This window comes from Rufibacter psychrotolerans (genome assembly GCF_016924645.1).
Classification (GTDB): Bacteria; Bacteroidota; Bacteroidia; order Cytophagales; family Hymenobacteraceae; genus Nibribacter; species Nibribacter psychrotolerans.
On the sequence record NZ_JAFFJV010000001.1, the window covers coordinates 259,981 to 278,531 of the forward strand.

Genomic DNA, 18,551 nt, shown 5'->3' on the forward strand with positions numbered 1-18,551 from the left:
TCCTGAAAGAATCTTGGCAGCGAACCAGAAAAGCATTTGTTGCCAGTAAAACTGTTCGGCTCCAAGCTCCTTTCAGGAGGACAATCAATTGGAGTGCAAGTGGACCAATTGTAGTACAGCGTATCCTGATTTTAGACTGTTTTCTGAAAAACGACCTTTAAACGCATTCACCAAGCCTTCTGCTTTGCCGGAGGTGAGGTACTACCAAACAAAGCCATGCAACTAGAGAAATATAAGATAGACGAGTTCAACCACCGCCAGCAGGCCCAGCACACCCGCCGCTTTGAGTTCCTGGCCGAAGGCCTCTCCAACGTGGAAGACGTGCTGCAGAAGCTGGTGGATTTCCAGATTGCCATCCCTTCCTGGGCCCTGGGCACCGGCGGCACCCGCTTCGGGCGGTTCTCCGGCGGGGGCGAACCCCGCAGTCTGGAAGAGAAGATTGAAGACGTGGGCCTGCTGCACGCCCTCAACCGGTCCAGCGGCGCCATTTCCCTGCACATTCCCTGGGACATTCCGCAGGACTACAAAGCCACCCGGGCCCTGGCTGCGCAGTATGGCCTCAAGTTTGACGCGGTCAACTCCAACACGTTCCAGGACCAGCCGGGCCAGAAGCAGAGCTATAAATTTGGGTCTATGCAGCACGTGGACCGCGCGGTGCGCCAGCAGGCCATTGACCACAACATTGAGGTGATCAAGCACGGCATTGAGCTGGGCTCTGAGTCCCTTACCGTGTGGCTCGCCGATGGGTCCAGCTTCCCGGGCCAGCTGAATTTCCGGAAGGCGTTCCAGAACACGCTGGAGTGCCTGCACGAAGTGTACGCCGCCCTACCCGACAACTGGAAAGTGTACGTAGAGTACAAGGCCTTTGAGCCCAACTTCTACTCCACCACCGTGGGCGACTGGGGGCAGTCGCTGCTGTACGCCAACAAACTGGGCCCCAAAGCCTACACGCTGGTAGACCTGGGCCACCACCTGCCCAATGCCAACATTGAGCAGATTGTTGCCCTGCTCCTCATGGAAGGCAAGCTGGGCGGGTTCCACTTCAACGACTCCAAGTATTCAGACGATGACCTCACCGCCGGCAGCATCAAACCCTACCAGTTGTTCCTCATCTTCAACGAGCTGGTGGAAGGCATGGACGCCCGCGGCATGAACCACGCCACCGACCTGGGCTGGATGATTGACGCCTCGCACAACCTGAAAGACCCGCTGGAAGACCTGCTGCAATCGGTGCAGGCCATTATGATCGCCTACGCGCAGTCCCTGATTGTGGACAGAGTGGCCTTGCATGAGGCCCAACAGCAGAATGACGTGGCCCGCGCCCAGGAAATCCTGCAGGATGCGTTCCGCACCGACGTACGGCCGTTGGTGGCCGAGGCCCAGCTGAGAGCGGGCGGGGCCGTGAACGCTTTACAGTTGTACCGCCAACTGAAAGTGCGCGAGAACCTGGTGCAGGAAAGAGGACTTAAAACCGTTTCATCAGGTTTATAAGCGTTTTTCTTTACTAACAACATATTGGCTTGATTGAGAGAACCAAGCGTACCATTTGCTTCCATTCTCTCAATCGCTCATTCTCTCCATCAGTCAATTCATTCAGGCATGCAGAAGATTCCGGTAATCGCCATCTTTGACGTAGGCAAGACAAATAAAAAGCTGTTCCTCTTTGACGAGCACTACCGGATAGTGTACGAGCGGTCGGCTAAGTTTATAGAGACGGTGGATGAAGACGGTGACCCCTGTGAGAACCTGGAAAGCCTGCGGCTGTCGGTGTTTGACTCGCTGCGCGACGTGTTCAAGCGCCCTGAGTTTGAGGTCAGGGCTATCAACTTTGCCACGTACGGGGCCAGTTTCGTGTACGTAGACGAGGAGGGCCAGCCCCTCACCCCGCTCTACAATTACCTGAAACCCTACCCGGCAGATCTCAAAAAGCAGTTCTACGCCACCTACGGCGGCGAGGAGAAGCTTTCCAAGGAAACCGCCTCGCCGGTGCTGGGCAGCCTGAACTCGGGCATGCAGCTTTACCGGCTTAAGTATGAGCAGCCCGAGGTGTTCCGGCAGGTGAAGTACGCGCTGCACCTGCCCCAGTACCTCAGCTCACTCATCTCCGGGGAGTTCTATACCGACCTCACCAGCGTGGGCTGCCATACCAACCTCTGGGATTTCACCACGGGCGATTACCACGCCTGGGTAAAGGAGGAGGGCGTGCGGGAGAAGCTGGCCCCCCTGAAAAGCGCCGATGAGGCGTTTCCGGCCTCTTTTCCGGGAAACACCTACAAAGTAGGCATCGGGCTGCACGACAGCTCGGCGGCCCTGATCCCGTACCTGGTGAATTTCCAGGAGCCGTTCGCGCTTATCTCCACCGGTACCTGGTGCATCACGCTCAACCCGTTCAACACCTCGCCGCTCACTGCCGCAGAACTGAAGCAGGATTGCCTGAGCTACCTGCAGTACAAAGGCAAGCCGGTGAAGGCCTCTAGGTTCTTTGGCGGCTACGAGCACGAGCAGGAGATGAAGCGCATCGCCATTCACTTTGACATGAGCACCGCAGTCTTCAAAACCATGGAGTACGACCCGGAGATCATACACCGGCTGCAGCAGCGCCACAAACAAGCCGCCGGCTGGCAGGAGCAGGGGAGCGCGTTGCCCACCTCTGGGTTTGCCGCGCGGGACCTGGCCGCCTTTTCGTCGGGCATTGAGGCGTACCACCAGTTTATGCTGGACTTGGTGGCGCAGCAGGTGGTCTCCAGCAACCTGGTGCTGCGGGGCACGGGCGTGAAGCGGATCTTTGTGGACGGAGGCTTCGGGAAGAACGCCATCTACATGAACCTGCTGGCCAGTTGTTTCCCTGATAAGGAGGTGTACGCCGCCTCGCTGGCGCAGGCAACGGCTATTGGTACGGCCATGGCCATCCATCCCATCTGGAACTCCAAACCGCTGCCCAATGACCTTATTGAATTAAAGTTTTACGCAGTAACCCATCAGGAGGCTTAGTATGACGGTAGGGCTTTTTATCCCTTGCTACGTGAACCAATTTTACCCCAACGCGGGCATTGCCACGCTGGAACTTCTGGAGAAGGCGGGCGTGAAGGTGGTGTACCCCATGCGGCAGACCTGTTGCGGCCAGCCCATGGCCAACTCGGGGTTTGAGCACCTCACCAAAGACTGCAACGAGCTGTTTGTCCGGAACTTCGCGGAGTTTGACTACGTCGTGTCGCCTTCGGGTAGTTGCGTGCTGCACGTCAAAGACCACCTGCACTCTGAGAAGCGGGAAGACCAGGCCCAGGCCATCAGGGGGAAAATCTACGAATTGGTGGAGTTCCTGACCGATGTCCTGCAAATAGAGCAACTGCCCGCCCGCTTTCCGCACAAGGTAGGCCTGCACCAGAGCTGCCACGGGTTGCGCGGGCTGCACCTGTCGCAGATGTCGGAGCTGGTGGCCCCCACTTTTTCCAAACCCGAGAAACTGCTGCGCCTGGTGCAGGACCTGGAGTTGATTCCGCTGTCCCGGAAAGACGAGTGCTGCGGCTTTGGGGGCACGTTCTGCGTGGCCGAGGAGGCCGTCTCCGTGAAAATGGGCAAGGACCGCGTGGCAGACCACCTGCAGCACGAGGCGGAGTTCATCACCGGCGCCGACATGAGCTGCCTCATGCACATGGAAGGCATCCTGCGGCGGCAGAAAAGCAACGTAAAGGTGATGCACATCGCCGAGATCTTAAACGCGCAGGAGATAGGCTGATGAAGACGGAACCCACCAAAGACCACGCGGCCCTGGCCCATAGGTTCAACCAGGACGAGCCCCGCGTCAACTGGCACGACGAAACACTCTGGTTTATCCGGGAAAAACGCGACCGCGCCGCCTTCGCCATCCCTGACTGGGAACTGCTGCGCGAAACGGCCTCGCAGATCAAGTTCCATACGCTGTCTAACCTGAGCCAGTACCTGGCGCAGTTTGAGGCCAACGCCCAGGCCAACGGCATCACGGTGCACTGGGCCGCCGATGCCCGGGAACACAACCAGATTGTGCATTCCATCCTGCAGCAGCACGGGGTCACCCAGATGGTGAAAAGCAAGTCCATGCTTACGGAGGAATGCCACCTGAACGACTACCTGGAGCAGCACGGCATTGAAGTGATTGACTCTGACCTGGGCGAGCGGATTGTGCAACTGGCCAAAGAGCCGCCCAGCCACATTGTGCTGCCCTGCATTCACCTCAAGAAAGAGGAGATAGGCGACATTTTCCACATGCACCTGGGCACCCAGGCCGGCGTGGCCGATCCGCAGATCCTCACCGAAACCGCCCGCCAGCATTTGCGCGAGACCTTCCTGACCCGCAAGGCCGCCTTAACGGGCGTGAACTTTGCCGTGGCCGAGACCGGTGAATTTGTGGTCTGCACCAACGAAGGCAACGCCGATATGGGCGCGCATTTAGCCGATGTGCACATTGCCAGCATGGGCATTGAGAAGCTGATTCCGCGCCGCGCCGATTTAGGGGTGTTTTTACGATTATTGACCAGAAGCGCCACCGGCCAGCCCATTACCACGTACTCCAGCCATTTCAAGATGCCAAGACCCGGGCATGAACTGCACCTGGTGCTGGTGGACAACGGCCGGAGCGTGCAGCTGGGGCGGGAAGATTTTAGGAACTCGCTCAAGTGCATCCGCTGCGGGGCGTGCATGAACACCTGCCCGGTGTACCGAAGGAGCGGCGGACACAGTTACCAGTCGGCGGTGGCGGGGCCCATCGGGTCCATCCTGGCGCCCAACCTGGACATGAAGAAGCACGCCGATTTGCCGTTTGCCTCCACCTTGTGCGGCTCCTGCTCCAACGTGTGCCCGGTGAAGATTGACATCCACAACCAGCTCTACAAATGGCGGCAGGTGATTGTGCGGGAAGGCTACGCCGACCCGAAGAAGACGGTGGGCATGAAGGCCATGAACCTGGTGCTGTCTTCTCCAAAGACGTTTACGCTGTCGGGGAAGGCGGGGCGGTGGTTCATGAAAACCGTGCCTTTCCTGGTGAGCAATAAGATGAACCCCTGGTACAAACACCGCGAAATGCCGCAGCCGCCCAAAGAGTCGTTTGGCGAGTGGTACCGCAAAAACCGTAAACCGCATGAGTAGCAGAGACCAAATCCTGACCGCCGTGGCGCAAAACCAGCCTCCGTTGACGCCGCTGCCCGAGGTACCAACCTTTCAACTGGAGGCTCCTGACCTGGTGGAGAAGTTTTCGCAGGTGGCCGTTGGCATCGGGAGTAGGGTGTTCCGGGTGAAGGGCTATGAGGAGGTGCAGGAGATTCTGTTCCATGACTTTAAAGCCAACCACCGAATCATCTCCCGGGTGCCGGAGCTGTCCTCCTTCGCCGATGCCACTTTGCTGGAAGACCGAAACCGGCATCAATTGGCCAACGTGGACCTGGCCATTGTGGAGGCGCACTTTGGGGTGGCCGAAAACGGGGCTTGCTGGGTGACGGAGGAGGTGCTGGGCCTGCGCGTGGTGCCGTTCATCTGTCAGCACCTGGCCATCCTGTTGCCCAAAGACCGCCTGGTGCCCTTAATGCACGATGCCTACGCCAGCATTGGGAGCGCCGAGTACGGGTATGGCGTCTTCATTGCCGGGCCCTCCAAAACCGCCGACATTGAGCAGTCCCTGGTACTTGGGGCGCACGGCCCCAGAACCCTGACCGTGTTTCTGATGGGGCAGTAGCGGAAAAGAGGGCCCAGGGGCAGGTTCCCGGTACCTGCTCCTGGACAGGCGCAGCAGAGCCCAATAGGCGCTGTCTGGTTTGTCCTTCTAGTAAAAGAATCCTCCCAATATAATAAGGTGTAGACGTTACGGGAACCCGGCCGGCTTGTGAAAGGGGAGATATCTTCCATAGCAGTAACAAACATTAGTTATGGTCAATGACTGTACCGCATGGGCTATCCGCTGAAAGCAGGAATCTAGGTAAGCCCATTGGAGCCGTAAACCTTGCCTGCGTCAGTTTGGAGCTCTATGCACAAGAAGGATGGGCTTAGGTAAAAGCGGGCCAGGAATCAGCCCCAGGTGCGGCAGGGGCCACGTGGAGGCCTTTGCCAGAAAATTATCTCTATATGTAAGAAAGGAATGTTTCATTATGGATTCACCCAAACAGATCATAGCGGTGGCCTCACGATACGGGGTTGTCATCCAGCACACCTTCACCGACCTGTACTCTGCCATCAGGTTCCTGAGGAAGGGGGAACGGGAAGGCCGGCATACGGCGCTAGGGGCCTTTGATCCCTCCAACGGGGTAGTGTATACCTTGGCTGAGGCCAAACAGGAAGTGACCTCCGGCAAGATGCCCGCCATCAACTTAAACTACTTCCTTGATCTAGGTCTCAAGGCCTCAAGACTAGTGATTTACTAGGTGCCGCTGCAGAAATCAGTGGATTCGGGTTTTCTTTGGCGGTAAACCACTGGTAAAGGAATGGGGCAAAGTGGCTGCTATCCTTTTTTTGGGTGTTTTTGGTAAAACGCCTACAAAATGCATGGGGCAAAGTACCTAAGTGCCTGCTTCTCTTCCCTGTGGGGCAAAAGCAGGTAAGATTGGTTTTCACCTCTAAACAGCTTCTGTGGCTGACTAATTTTCCCTTTGTGGCCTGGCTTCTGGTCAGGAGCCTTTCTCTATCCTCCTTTCTTTTACCGTTCACCCCCCTTTCTTTCTAAAGCTTGCCTTGTCATGTAAAGTAGGGCGCCTGCCCTTGTGCTTTGCCGTACTTGCCTCATACCTAGGCGGGCAGTCAGTCGTGAACATCGGGTTCCGGAAATATCAGACAACTGGGTCCGGCTTTAAGGGCTGGGGTAATCTCTATCTCTTGTCTAAAAGTTGACCGCACCGGTTGATTTTGCCCGACGCTGTGAAAAGCGCGACTCTAATTGAGTAGCCTTAGCTAAACTTTAGGGCTTAGGTTACGTTTAAATCTTTCCCCCACATCCGTTCATCAGATGGCTTAAATTTGAAGGCACTGGCTCCAGGTGTTCTTCCCGTGAGCTGATGAATGGGTAGTTGCCTTACCCTTACAAGTGCACCAACGTTTCCTGATGCGCCGGCCCAAACAGAGGACCAGACACAGGAAAAGCTAGCGACAGTCTGCTGCTGGGATAGCTACCGCCCCCGCTGAAAAATGTTTTCAGGTTTTTTTTAGAAAAATCAAGGAGAGGGAAATATAGACTTTTACAATATAGGAGCTGCACCCGTTTCCGGGACGCTTTATGAATTTGTAAATCAAACCTTGCCGGTTTGCTTGGGCTTGAGAAATAATCAGTTACGCAGGGCTACAGGCAGAATTTGGTAAATTTTATAAATCACGGCGCTAAAATGGAGTATTTAAAAGTATATGAATATTCTAAGTTGTAAATGATTTATTATGGATAAATGGATAAACGGAGCATGATTATTTTTAAAAATCTTGCCGTATAATTGATTAAAGTAATAATTGATTGTATCTTGGTCATAAGAATAAGTAAATGTTACGTTTATGAAGTCTGCCCCGATCTCCGTTAATGAATCTCAAGGAATGAAGCAGTTGCTGTCACTTAAATTAGCTAAAGGCCATAGAAAAACAGAATATTCTGATTTATTGAATGAGATAGGTGCTTTTTTTACCCCTAGTCCTTCCGCGTTGACCCTGAAGACTTTAAGGCTTGCCTTGGAGTCATTCCTGTCGGCGTTGAAAGAGCAGGGGATAGAACTGTTGGGCTTGCTTACAGACCGGGAGTGGAAAAGAAAGGCCTTGGGGGTAACAGAACCAGTGGCCCTCATGAGCGCGTTGGAGGCCGTGTCTAAGGCAGGGGTAGAGCTAAACGTGTGCCGCGAAAAGGTGGCCAAGCTCTTCGGCGAGGGTCGTTCCTTTGGCATTTCGCAGGTGTTGGAGAGCAACCGTCCGTACTGTCTGCAGGAGTATGACGCCGCCGGCAGTTTTGTGCTGGATGGCTTCCCAGCCAGTTTTGAGAAGGTGCAACTGCACGAGAAGCCCAACAAGAGGCTTAAAGACCTGCACCAGACCGGGGTGCTCAGCGAAGAAGTGGAGTCATTGCTGGGGGCGGGGTTCTGGGAGTACGCCGTAGAGTCGGGTGCCTTCTTCTGCACCAACTATGTCCATGAAGTGTTCGCCATTTCTTCTGCTACGCCCCTGCGTGCCTTCAGCAGCCTGTTCCCTTACCTGCGGGAAGAAGACAGAAGCGTGCTGGCGGCAGCCTGGCGTGCGCTGTTGGAAACGGGCAAGAGCCTGGATTGCACCCTGGAGTTGCCCGGCCGGCAGCCAACGTGGGTGCGGGTGAAGGGCAAGTCCATCAGCAAACCAAACGGTGTGGTTAAACTGGTGGGCACCGTGCAGGAGGTCACCGAATACGTGGAAAAAGAGCAGGCCCTGGTGAACGCCAGGGAAAAGGCGGAGCAAAATGCCCGGGTAAAAGCCGAGTACGTTTCGCATATGAGCCATGAAATCCGGACCCCGCTGAACGCCATCATGGGACTTACCTACCTGTTGTTGCAGGAGGAAAGCTTCCAGGAGGAACACCGTGACAGCTTGAACGCCATCCACTTCTCCTCGCAGAACTTACTGGCGCTGGTGAACAACACCCTGGACTTCTCAAAAATTGAAGCCGGTAAGGTAGAGTTGGAGAAAGTGAATTTCCACCTGAAGGATCTGCTCAAGAACACCCACCAGGCGCTTTGCCTGCGCTCCTCTGATAAAAAGGTGAGCTATGAGCTCTCCATTGACCCGCGTACCCCCGACGAGGTAGCCGGCGACCCAGTAAGGCTGATGCAGATCCTGAACAACCTGCTGAGCAATGCCATCAAGTTCACCGAGAAAGGATCGGTGAAAATGGGCGTGGAGGTGATCTACCAGACCGATAAAGAATGGGTCCTGGAGTTTTCCATCGCTGATACCGGCATTGGCATTCCGCTGGAAAAGCAGAAGCGGGTGTTTGAGCGCTTTGTACAGGCAAACCCTGCCACCCACCGGATGTTTGGCGGTTCTGGCTTAGGCTTGGCCATCACCAAAAACCTGGTGGACCTGCACAAGGGCAGCATTACCCTGGAGAGCACCCCTGGCAAAGGGTCTGTTTTCACCGTGCGGCTCAGGTACACCAAGCCCCAGTCGTCTTTGGTGACGGTGCCCAGGGTAAGCAGCAGCAGGGTTACTGGCAACAAGTTGCGGGGCGTGAAGATCCTGGTGGTGGATGATAACGTCATGAACAAGACCGTGGCTACCAAGCTGCTCACCAGCTGGCATGCCGAGGTAGACACCGCCGAGGACGGGCTAACCGCGCTGGAGAAAATCAATACCAGTTCTTATGACCTGGTGCTGATGGATCTGTACATGCCGGTGCTGGACGGTTTCAATGCTGTAGCCAAGTTACGGGAAGCCGGTCAGCAGGTGCCCGTTATTGCCTTAACCGCAAACGGTAATGAAGAGGAGCGCAGACGAATTGTGGAAGCAGGAGTGCAGGACTACCTTTCCAAACCCTTTGTGCCGCAGGAACTCCTTACCAAACTGTTGCAGCTGTTAGAGAACCAGAAGGTGTATAATTAACCGCTCTAGCTTTGTTGCGCTATCCGCTTGGTCTTATGCCACCAAAGTTGATGGCCAGGAAACAGGAATGATACCAGGGAGGGTATGAAAGCCACTGCCCGGTATTCTTCCTGTTTTCCTGAAAATAAGGCTAAACCATTTGGTCCTGGGTGCAATAGGCACTGGTAAGGTTTTCACCCCGCCCTAGCGTGGGCAGAGGCAAGCATGGCTTCTGCCGGTGATGTTTCTGCCCCCAATCCTCGGCAATCCTCCTTCCCCGTATTCTCTACCGTAACCCTCCTTTATTTTCCAACCGTTCACGTTTCAACCTTACCGGCTTACTGAGAGATACTTCTGGCCAATGCAGAGGCAAGATCTGGCAGGGAAATTGTTAGTTGAGGTACACCAAGCGCATTCTACTAAGCAAAGAACAAAAAGTACTTTATAAATGTGTTTATGTCATTAAAATTGTCATAATTCTTTTATAAATTGGCACTGGTTGATTGGTTAATTGTTCTTTTAATAGTTTCCTCCTGCATGTCTGAGTTTAAAGATGGTTCACCCGTTAAGATATTCGTTCTTGAAGATGATATTTGGTATTCGCAGTTCTTAAGCTATCATCTTTCACTGAACCCTGACCATCAGGTTGAAATCTTTAACGCTGCTGATGCATTCATGGGGCGGTTGGCAGAAGCGCCGGACATTATTACCCTTGACTACCACTTGCCCTCCGGTACCGGTGAAGAGGTGCTGGCCCAAATCTTACGGCAGAGTCCTAAATCATATGTCATCATTATCTCGGGGCAGGAAGATATCCGCAAGGCGGTGAGCCTGCTGCAGATGGGGGCTTTTGATTACATCGTGAAGAACGATGAAACCAAGGAACGGCTTTGGAGCATCATTGAAAAAATCAAGCAAACCAAAGCCCTCCGCCAGGAAGTGGAGACCCTCCGCAACGAGGTAAAGCAAAAATACTCGTTGGGCAGCGAACTGGTGGGGTCTTCTGAGCCCATCAAGAAGGTGTTCCAGTTGGTGGAAAAGGCGGCGGTGAACAACATCAATGTAACCATTACCGGTGAGACAGGCACCGGAAAGGAGCTCATTGCCAGAGCCATTCACCAAAACTCAAAGCGGGCTAAAATGCCGTTTGTGGCCGTGAACATTGCCGCCCTGCCGTCTGAGCTGCTGGAGAGCGAACTGTTTGGCCATGAAAAAGGCGCCTTCACCGGAGCCACCTCCAGGCGGGTGGGTAAGTTTGAGGAGGCCAACGGGGGCACCCTGTTTCTGGACGAGATTGGCGAAATGAACATCAATCTGCAGTCCAAGTTGCTGCGGGTGCTGCAGGAAAGGGAGGTGACGCCCGTAGGGTCAAACAAAAGCATTCCGGTGGAAGTGCGTATTGTTACCGCCACGCACCGCAACCTGATTGATGAAGTAAAAAAAGGTAACTTCAGGGAAGATTTGTTCTATAGGTTACTGGGGGTTCAGGTGCAGTTACCGCCCCTGCGGGAAAGAGGGCATGATATCTTGTTGATTGCCAACAAAGTCCTGAAAGATTACTGTCAACAGAATGACCTGGAAGAAAAGTTTTTCTCAGCCGGTGCCCAGAAAAAGCTGTTAAACCACCCATACCCGGGCAATGTGCGGGAATTAAAGGCAGTGGTGGAGTTGGCCGCGGTACTGGCAGATTCGCACGTCATCACGGAGCATGAGATCCAACTGCAGGCAAACATCAGTGCTGCCTCCTCAGAGGAGAAAACGTTGGATGAGTATATCTACGAGATTGTACAAAAGTATTTAGATAAATATAATTACAATGTGGTGTATGTGGCTGATAAACTGAAAGTAGGAAAATCAACCATTTACAGAATGATCCAGAAAGGAGAAGTCCTTATTCCAGAGCACCGGCGGTAAGGAGTTCGATGGTAAAGGGCAGTACAAAGGATAGTAAAAGCTGTTTTTAGGGTCTTTTTCGGAAATTACCCCTTTTTCACATAATGGGGTAGCGGAGGGGCCAGCAGCTTAGAAATACATACATACTAATTAATCAAAGTAAGGGAGCCTGCCCCGGCACTACCTGGTTAGTGGAGGGGCAGGGTGCATACATATATTCTATAGCCTATGTACTCAATTGAGCAAATCTTTAAGAACAGCCCCAGTCCAACGTATGTCAAAGATGCACAGGGCAAGATTCTATGGGCAAATACGGCTTATGCGCAAATGCATAAATGTAGTCTGGAAGACTTGCTGGAGAGAGGGAGCATAGACTTTGATTTCTCCTTTGAACGGGACCTGGAGGTGATTGCGTCAGAGGAAGAGTGCCGGATTGAGGAGTTTTTTAAAATGGAAGACGGCAGGGGAGCTTGGTTTCTGACGGTAAAGAAAGCGATTGTGCAGCAAGATGGTCTCCGCTGTCTGCTCTCTACGTCTTCGGAAATAACCAACCTGAAAGAAAGCCTCCAAATAGCAGAGAGCTCCTTTACCGCCAAAGAAAGGTTCCTGGCCGATGTCAGCAAAGAGCTGGAGGCGCCCATCCATGCCATCATAAGCCTGGTGAAACTCTTAAAGAAGACGTTCATCAGCAAAGACCAGAAAAGATACCTGAACTCACTCCTGTCTATTTCTGACCACCTGCTGGACGTGCCCAAAGATATTCTGGAGTACACCAAACTGGAGACAGGGGCCCTCGCCTTTGATACCGAGACAGTGGACATTGTAGAGTTGGTGGACAGCACGGTGCGGTTGCTCTCGCTCAAGGCAGCCGAGCAGGATGTGAGCATCCATTTTTCGCAGCCCGTGGCCAAACTGCCGCTGGTGGACCTCAGCCCGGCTAACCTGAATCTCATACTGGTTAAGTTCATTAACTGTGCCGTTAGGTATACCAAAAGCAAGGATATCGTTGTCTCGGTTTTCCAGAAAGAGAAGGTAGAGAAAGCATTGTATTTACACTTCTCCATCAACAACCTGGGCTTTGACCAAAGCATGGAGGGGTTTGGGGAGTTCTTTCATCCAGAAATAGCCCTTGCCTCTGAGGAGCCGGGCAAGAACCCCAGGTTTGACCTGGGGATCTATACTTGTAAGAAGTTGATTGAACTGCAGGGAGGCAAGGTATGGCTGGAGAACAAAGCCGGTCAGGGCACAAGCATTGAGTTTGTGTTGCCCTTTTCGGTTAGTCGGGTGCAAGCCCCCTCGCTTGGTAAATTCCTGCACCCTGACCACCTGAAGGAACTGAACCTTCTGCTGGTAGACGACAATGAGAGTTGCCAGTCTTTGGTGAAGTACCAGATTCAAAACTGGAATTCCAAGTTAGACGTTGCCTGCCAGGGTGAGGAAGGTATTTCCATGGCCGCGCAGAAGAACTATGACCTCATTCTCATGGATATTGAAATGCCGGGCATCAGTGGCCTGGAGACAACTTCCTTAATCCGGAAATCAGAAGGTCCTAACCGCCAAACGCCCATTGTGGCCTTTACCGGCAATTCAGCCAATCTTGATCCTGCCCGGTTCAAAGAATACGGCTTCACAGATTACCTCAAGAAGCCATACCATGCCTTTGACCTGTTCCTCTGCATCTCAAAGAATACCGGTAATTATCTAAAGCACCAGTCATTGCTGCCCGCAGATAAAGCCAACCAGCCAAATCCTCTCTATGATTTCTCCGGGCTGGGTGATATGGCCAAGGATGAGGTCTTTATCAGGAAGATGCAGAAGCTGTTTGTAGACATAGTGCCCACCCAGCTGGCCAAGTTGCAGCAGGCCATTCAGCAGGAGCGCTGGGAAACGGTTTCCTTGATCGCCCACAGTTTAAAGTCTACTTACGGCAATATTAAGGTTGTAAAGGCCGCTGAGGCGATGCGGAAGATAGAGGAAATCGCTAACACCACTACCAACCCGTATGAGTTGAAAAGGTTGATGGAAATTGTCAGGGAAACCTCCCAGAAGGTAGTGGATGTGTTCACCGAGGAGTTGGCCATGCATCATGCCTAGGGCAGATTCGCCTATCCTTAGTACATTGTCCTTACTTCTGGCTTTGCCTCGCCAGGCCATAACGTAGGGTAGAGGCGAAGGCAGCGCAAATCCTTCCAGCAAGGATGGGTAATTTCTCTTAAAGCCTCTCTGAGATAGTCCCAAGGTAGAGGGAAGAGGCTGTTCATTAATTGCCTGGCTTGAGTTAACATCCTGACTGACAGTAGTTATTGTTTTGCTTTCACCCTGGCAAGACCTCCTGGTGCCATTGTAGGCTAGCTCCTGAACAGCCATGAGCTCCCAGTGAGCGACAAGCAAGCACAACGGGTGCTTGCAGTTCCTATGGGTCTGCTAGTCCCTTTCTGTACCCTCTGCCTTTCCATTGCTTCCCATTATAACACATGGTTTCTCAAAATGGGAAGCGTTTTAGGGTAAATTTCCTTGATTTATATTTTATCCTTGTTAATTGCTATACAAACCACTTTGGCACGGTTGTTTCATATAATTTGTAAAAAAAAGACAAGATGAAGCAATCTTTATTAATAGTTGATGATGAGCCTTCAATCGGGTTGATATTGGAACACTACTTCTCAAGGGCTTATCAGGTTGTGGTTAAGTCAAACGGCAAAGAGGCTATGTCCTGGCTGGAGGAAGGGAACCATATAGATGCCATTGTTGCGGACTTTGAAATGCCTTTTATGAACGGCCTTGATTTTATCAAGCAACTAAGGGCAAGCACGCTGTTTAAGGACATTCCATTGATCATGCTGTCTGGTAAGGAAGAAACCAGAAACAAGATCCTTTGCCTTAAAACCGGGGCAGATGATTACATGGTAAAACCTTTCAATCCTGAAGAACTGGAAGTCCGGATTGAGAATGTATTAAGAAGGGTAAAGATTTCCTAAGGGCCATGAAGACAAGGGTTGTGTTCCTTTCCCCAGACGTTCAGGAGGCTTGCCAATTTGAAACTGCGCTAGACGCAGATTTTGAAGTAAAGCATTTTGACAACCCTAGGTTATTCTTACGGTCATTGGAAAAAGGCGATCAATACGAGATTATCATCAATGCGGCCACCATAAACTCCCCCCTTGGCATCAACCTGCTAAGAACCATCAAGGCGCGTTTCTCCCGGCCCATGCCCGTGATCTGGTTAGCGCATGATGTGGTTTCCCCGGCGCTGCAGAGAATGCTGATGGCCGCCGGTGTTTCAGACATCTTCTATCGAAAACCAGATATGGACAGAGTAAAAACCCGGATGAAGTACCTGGCCTTGGCAAACCGCCAAGAGGTAGTGGCCCCGGTTGACAGCGTGTACGCCTACCGGTACCCCATAGGGAAAAGAATCTTTGATGTGGTGGTAGCATCCTCGGCGCTGCTGTTTCTTTCGCCCTTGCTGCTGCTGATTGTGGTCTTGATAAAACTGGAGTCCAAAGGCCCTGCTTTCTACTACTCCTACAGAGTGGGCACCGGGTACAAGATCTTCAAATTCTGGAAGTTCAGATCCATGAGACAAGACGCTGATCAGTTGCTGGATTCCATTAAAGACCTGAACCAGTACCAGCCAACGGAAAGCAAGACAGTAACCGATCTGCTGGCCATCTGCGCTGCCTGCTCAGAGAACGGGACAGAGTGTGGCAACAAACTGATTGACGAGCAGGGCAAGATCATCTGCGAGAAGCAGTATTTCCAGGCCAAAAAAGCAAAAACCGGTGCCGCCTTTATCAAGATTGCCAATGACCCCAGAATTACCCGGTTCGGGATGTTTCTCCGGAACACCAGCCTGGATGAGCTGCCCCAGTTGTACAATGTGCTCAAAGGCGACATGTCCATTGTAGGGAACCGGCCCCTCCCGGTGTATGAGGCCGAAAGGATCACCACCGACGAGTATGCCGCCCGGTTTATAGCACCCGCCGGAATCACCGGCTTGTGGCAGGTGAGCAAGCGGGGGCAAGGAAGCATGTCAGAGGCAGAGCGAAAAGCTTTAGACATTGAATACGCTAAGAAATTTTCCCTTAAAAAGGACCTATACATCCTGATCAAAACCATACCCGCCTTATTTCAAAAAGAAAATGTGTAAAATCTAATGTTGAATATGAAAAAGTTTACCCTTGCAGTTCTGCTGGCCTTCCAAGGAATGCTGGTGCTGGCCCAGAGCGACCCTAAGCAGGCCGCTGATTGGGAGAAGAAGCTCTTTGTGTCAGAGTACGCTCTTCCTTTGCTCACGCAGGCCGCCATTGCCAACGCCACTGAACTGGAAAACGCCGATGCCGTGAGACTACAGGCCATTGAGCAGCGCAAGATCATCCGTAAAAACTTCTACAGCGGTTTCTCCATCAACTCTGCGTATACCTACGGCAGCATGAATGCCTGGAGCCTGAACGGGGAACCCATCAACTCTTTCAACGCCTTTGACGCTCCTCTTCGGGCCAGATACAATATGGGACTTTCCATGTCATTGCCCTTAGGCCAGTTGCTCAGCCGACACAACCAAATCAAGAGCCAGGATCTGGCAATCGCCCAGGCGGAAGGTAACCGCAAGTTAGCCGAACGGGCGGTCAGACAACGGGTGATTACCCTGTACCAGAACCTGGTGTTGGCCAAATCTCAACTGGAACTACAGCAGCAAGCCTACCAGTCAGCGGTTGTGACACACAAACTTGCTGAGAAGCAATTCAAGAGTGGTGAAATACAGATTGATGCCATGTCTAATGTGCAGCAAGCTTACACCAATTCGGCGGTTGCCCTCAAGCAAGCCAAGGTGAACTATGAGACACAGCTATTAATGATGGAAGAAACAATTGGAAAGAGACTAATCGACTTAATACAAAGCAAATGAAACTAAAAGACATTTTCAGGCTAATTTCCCGTAATCTGTTCCTGCTCCTGGCAGTGACCTCGGTAACGGCGGCGTCTATCTACTTCTTTACCAAAGACCAGGATGACGAGTACACCTCTAACACCACCATTTACACCGGTATCGCGTCTGGGTACAACCTCAGCGACGTAACCAAGAGTACCACCCAGTACAAAGTGGCCAAAGACGGCTTTGCCAACCTGATCTCCATCATTGACTCCCGCGATATCAGAAAAGAGCTAGGGTTCCGGCTTTTCGCCACCCACATCATGCTGAAGAAGCATGACCCTAATATCCTGAGCGAGGAGGCCTACCAGAAGCTGCAGGAGTTTGTTCCAGGCTCCGTGAAGGCCAGGCTGGTTGGGGCAACCCTGCACGAAACCGCCAAGAACGTGGCGGAAGCCTACAACTCCGGCAGTGACAACCCGGTGAAGCTCCTCATTGACTCAGGCGAGCTGGGCTACTCAGCCGACGCTTTCTCAACCCTAGAAGCCAAAAGAATTGGTGACAGCGACCTGTTGCAGATCTCTTACTACTCAGGTGACCCGGCCCAGTGCAAGAACACCCTGGATCTCTTGACCCAACTGTTCCTGGAGAAGCACAGATCTTTGTTTACTGCCCAGTCTGAGTCGGTGGTGGATTACTTCACCAAGGCGACCGACAGCGCCCTCACCAAACTGAAACTGGCCGAGGACCGGCTACTGGCTTTCCAGCAGGCCAACAACATCATAGATTACAACTCGCAGGTGGGCTCTACCACCACTGAGAAAAATACGCTGTTGAGCAAGTCCAATGATCTGGAGATTGAGTATGCGGGTGCCTTGTCAACGCTGCGTTCACTGGAGCAGAGCCTAAAGGCCAGAGGCATTCCTAACCTGTACAGCCAGGAAGTGCTGCAACTGAAGGGCAGACTCGCCAAGATCACTACTGAGGTAGCCGAGTTAGAACTCCTGAACAAAGGCCAGACCACCGGCGCCCAGGCAAACAGACTGAACGCCCTGAAAAAAGAGGCCGATGATCTGTCTAAAAGAATGCTGAGCTCCGTGGACAAGCATTATGACAACACGCACACCGTACAAGGCTTGCCCACCACCAACCTGCTGGCCGACTGGGTAAGAACCACGTTCCTGCTGGAGGAACTGAAGAGCAAGCGGGGCCTGGTTAACAAACACAGAGAGGCCTACGCCGTGGAGTACGAGAAGCTGATGCCGCTGGGAGCGGAGAACAGAAAGCTTACCCGTGATGTGACCATGGCGGAGCAGGAGTACCTGGCCAAACTGGAGGGACTGAACCAAAGCAAGCTGAACCAGCAGAACATTGAGATTACGTCTCAGTTAAAGGTGATTGACCCTCCTTTCATGCCCGGCAGCCCCACCAAGCTGACCCGCATCCTGCTTATTCTGTTCGGGTCCATGGGTGTGTTCCTGTTAACCCTGGGCGGTCTGCTGGCCCACGAGCTGCTGGATGAGTCACTGCGCAAGCCCTCTATTGCCGCCAAGAAGATTGAGTACCCTATCTTCGGGGTATTGCCCGCCACCAACTCCACCAGCTCTAAGCAGCTGCAACTGGCCCAGAACGCCGAAGACCAGCTTGCCCGGCAGCTGATCCTGAAAATGAAGCAAAAAGACTCGGCCTATCCGTTTGTGGTAGGGGTGCTGAGCAGCATGTCAGGCGAAGGAAAAACCGTGTTGTGCAACACCCTGGCCAATAACCTGATCTCCATGGGCATTGAAACGCAGGTGCTGTATCCTAAGAGCCACAAGGGCCAGATTCCGGCCGAGGCCAACTGCAGCTTCTACGCGCCGCTGGAAGGCGTACTGACCGATGCCAGCATTGCCGACCTGGCCGGCGAGACCTTCATGAGCAACACCGTGGTGATCGTGGAATTCCCGGCCGTGCTGGAAGACACCTACCCGGTATCCCTGTTCAAGCATCTTGACCTGGTGCTCCTGACCGTGAAGGCTAACCGCGTATGGCAGCAAGCCGATAAGACCATGTTTGAGAACATCCGGAAGGTGACCAGCGCACCCATTGAGACAGTTCTAAGCTCTGTGCAGCCAGACTACGCCAAAGAAATGGTGGTGGTACGTCCTAAGCACACGCAGCCAGAGCAGAAAGCACTGCAGTCACCTAAGAGCTTACCCGCCCTGGAAACCGTTTAACGGCTGTTTTCAGGAAAACATCCCCAAAACAG

Annotated in this window: 13 protein-coding genes; all 13 read left to right on the top strand. The window is 52.8% G+C overall.

The annotated features are described in order from the left end of the window. Positions 1–216 precede the first annotated feature (216 nt). The 13 genes from JT718_RS01005 to JT718_RS01065 all read left to right on the top strand — a co-directional run bounded on the left by JT718_RS01005 (position 217) and on the right by JT718_RS01065 (position 18,519). Positions 217–1,491, top strand: a complete 1,275-nt coding sequence (locus JT718_RS01005) for a sugar isomerase (RefSeq protein WP_205499804.1) — start codon at positions 217–219, stop codon at positions 1,489–1,491. 108 nt (positions 1,492–1,599) lie between these two features. Next, the gene (locus JT718_RS01010; RefSeq protein WP_205499805.1) at positions 1,600–2,991 is read left to right on the top strand and encodes an FGGY-family carbohydrate kinase; all 1,392 of its coding nucleotides are present in this window, start codon (positions 1,600–1,602) and stop codon (positions 2,989–2,991) included. A gap of 1 nt (position 2,992) precedes the next feature. Then, the gene (locus JT718_RS01015; protein WP_205499806.1) at positions 2,993–3,736 is read left to right on the top strand and encodes a (Fe-S)-binding protein; all 744 of its coding nucleotides are present in this window, start codon (positions 2,993–2,995) and stop codon (positions 3,734–3,736) included. After that, a complete protein-coding gene (locus tag JT718_RS01020) occupies positions 3,736–5,121 on the top strand; it encodes a lactate utilization protein B (protein ID WP_205499807.1) in 1,386 nt (461 codons plus the stop codon). Before JT718_RS01015 ends, JT718_RS01020 begins: the two co-directional genes overlap by 1 nt. Further along, positions 5,114–5,704 (top strand): LutC/YkgG family protein, encoded by a 591-nt coding sequence (locus tag JT718_RS01025; protein WP_205499808.1) that lies wholly within the window; start codon positions 5,114–5,116, stop codon positions 5,702–5,704. Before JT718_RS01020 ends, JT718_RS01025 begins: the two co-directional genes overlap by 8 nt. 409 nt (positions 5,705–6,113) lie before the next feature. Beyond that, positions 6,114–6,386, top strand: a complete 273-nt coding sequence (locus tag JT718_RS01030) for a hypothetical protein (protein WP_205499809.1) — start codon at positions 6,114–6,116, stop codon at positions 6,384–6,386. 1,282 nt (positions 6,387–7,668) lie between these two features. Then, positions 7,669–9,558, top strand: a complete 1,890-nt coding sequence (locus JT718_RS01035) for an ATP-binding protein (protein WP_205499810.1) — start codon at positions 7,669–7,671, stop codon at positions 9,556–9,558. A gap of 516 nt (positions 9,559–10,074) precedes the next feature. Continuing rightward, positions 10,075–11,451 carry a sigma-54-dependent transcriptional regulator gene (locus tag JT718_RS01040; RefSeq protein WP_205499811.1) on the top strand — a complete coding sequence of 459 codons (1,377 nt, stop codon included), beginning with the start codon at positions 10,075–10,077 and terminating at the stop codon, positions 11,449–11,451. A gap of 207 nt (positions 11,452–11,658) precedes the next feature. Then, positions 11,659–13,524 carry a response regulator gene (locus tag JT718_RS01045; protein ID WP_205499812.1) on the top strand — a complete coding sequence of 622 codons (1,866 nt, stop codon included), beginning with the start codon at positions 11,659–11,661 and terminating at the stop codon, positions 13,522–13,524. A 503-nt stretch (positions 13,525–14,027) separates the two neighbouring features. Beyond that, on the top strand, positions 14,028–14,408 hold the full coding sequence (locus JT718_RS01050) for a response regulator transcription factor (protein WP_205499813.1): 381 nt from the start codon (positions 14,028–14,030) through the stop codon (positions 14,406–14,408). Between the two features lie 5 nt (positions 14,409–14,413). Continuing rightward, positions 14,414–15,580, top strand: a complete 1,167-nt coding sequence (locus JT718_RS01055) for a sugar transferase (protein WP_205499814.1) — start codon at positions 14,414–14,416, stop codon at positions 15,578–15,580. A 15-nt stretch (positions 15,581–15,595) separates the two neighbouring features. After that, positions 15,596–16,339, top strand: coding sequence for a TolC family protein (locus JT718_RS01060; RefSeq protein WP_205499815.1), 744 nt, complete (start codon positions 15,596–15,598; stop codon positions 16,337–16,339). Then, positions 16,336–18,519 (top strand): GumC family protein, encoded by a 2,184-nt coding sequence (locus tag JT718_RS01065; RefSeq protein WP_205499816.1) that lies wholly within the window; start codon positions 16,336–16,338, stop codon positions 18,517–18,519. The genes JT718_RS01060 and JT718_RS01065 overlap by 4 nt, the downstream gene beginning before the upstream one ends. Positions 18,520–18,551: the final 32 nt, after the last annotated feature.

Bases quoted from the DNA above. Each gene is read 5' to 3' on its own strand.
- JT718_RS01005 (WP_205499804.1), top strand. From the start codon at position 217: ATGCAACTAGAGAAATATAAGATAGACGAGTTCAACCACCGCCAGCAG.
- JT718_RS01010 (WP_205499805.1), top strand. From the start codon at position 1,600: ATGCAGAAGATTCCGGTAATCGCCATCTTTGACGTAGGCAAGACAAAT.
- JT718_RS01015 (WP_205499806.1), top strand. From the start codon at position 2,993: ATGACGGTAGGGCTTTTTATCCCTTGCTACGTGAACCAATTTTACCCC.
- JT718_RS01020 (WP_205499807.1), top strand. From the start codon at position 3,736: ATGAAGACGGAACCCACCAAAGACCACGCGGCCCTGGCCCATAGGTTC.
- JT718_RS01025 (WP_205499808.1), top strand. From the start codon at position 5,114: ATGAGTAGCAGAGACCAAATCCTGACCGCCGTGGCGCAAAACCAGCCT.
- JT718_RS01030 (WP_205499809.1), top strand. From the start codon at position 6,114: ATGGATTCACCCAAACAGATCATAGCGGTGGCCTCACGATACGGGGTT.
- JT718_RS01040 (WP_205499811.1), top strand. From the start codon at position 10,075: ATGTCTGAGTTTAAAGATGGTTCACCCGTTAAGATATTCGTTCTTGAA.
- JT718_RS01045 (WP_205499812.1), top strand. From the start codon at position 11,659: ATGTACTCAATTGAGCAAATCTTTAAGAACAGCCCCAGTCCAACGTAT.
- JT718_RS01050 (WP_205499813.1), top strand. From the start codon at position 14,028: ATGAAGCAATCTTTATTAATAGTTGATGATGAGCCTTCAATCGGGTTG.
- JT718_RS01055 (WP_205499814.1), top strand. From the start codon at position 14,414: ATGAAGACAAGGGTTGTGTTCCTTTCCCCAGACGTTCAGGAGGCTTGC.
- JT718_RS01060 (WP_205499815.1), top strand. From the start codon at position 15,596: ATGAAAAAGTTTACCCTTGCAGTTCTGCTGGCCTTCCAAGGAATGCTG.
- JT718_RS01065 (WP_205499816.1), top strand. From the start codon at position 16,336: ATGAAACTAAAAGACATTTTCAGGCTAATTTCCCGTAATCTGTTCCTG.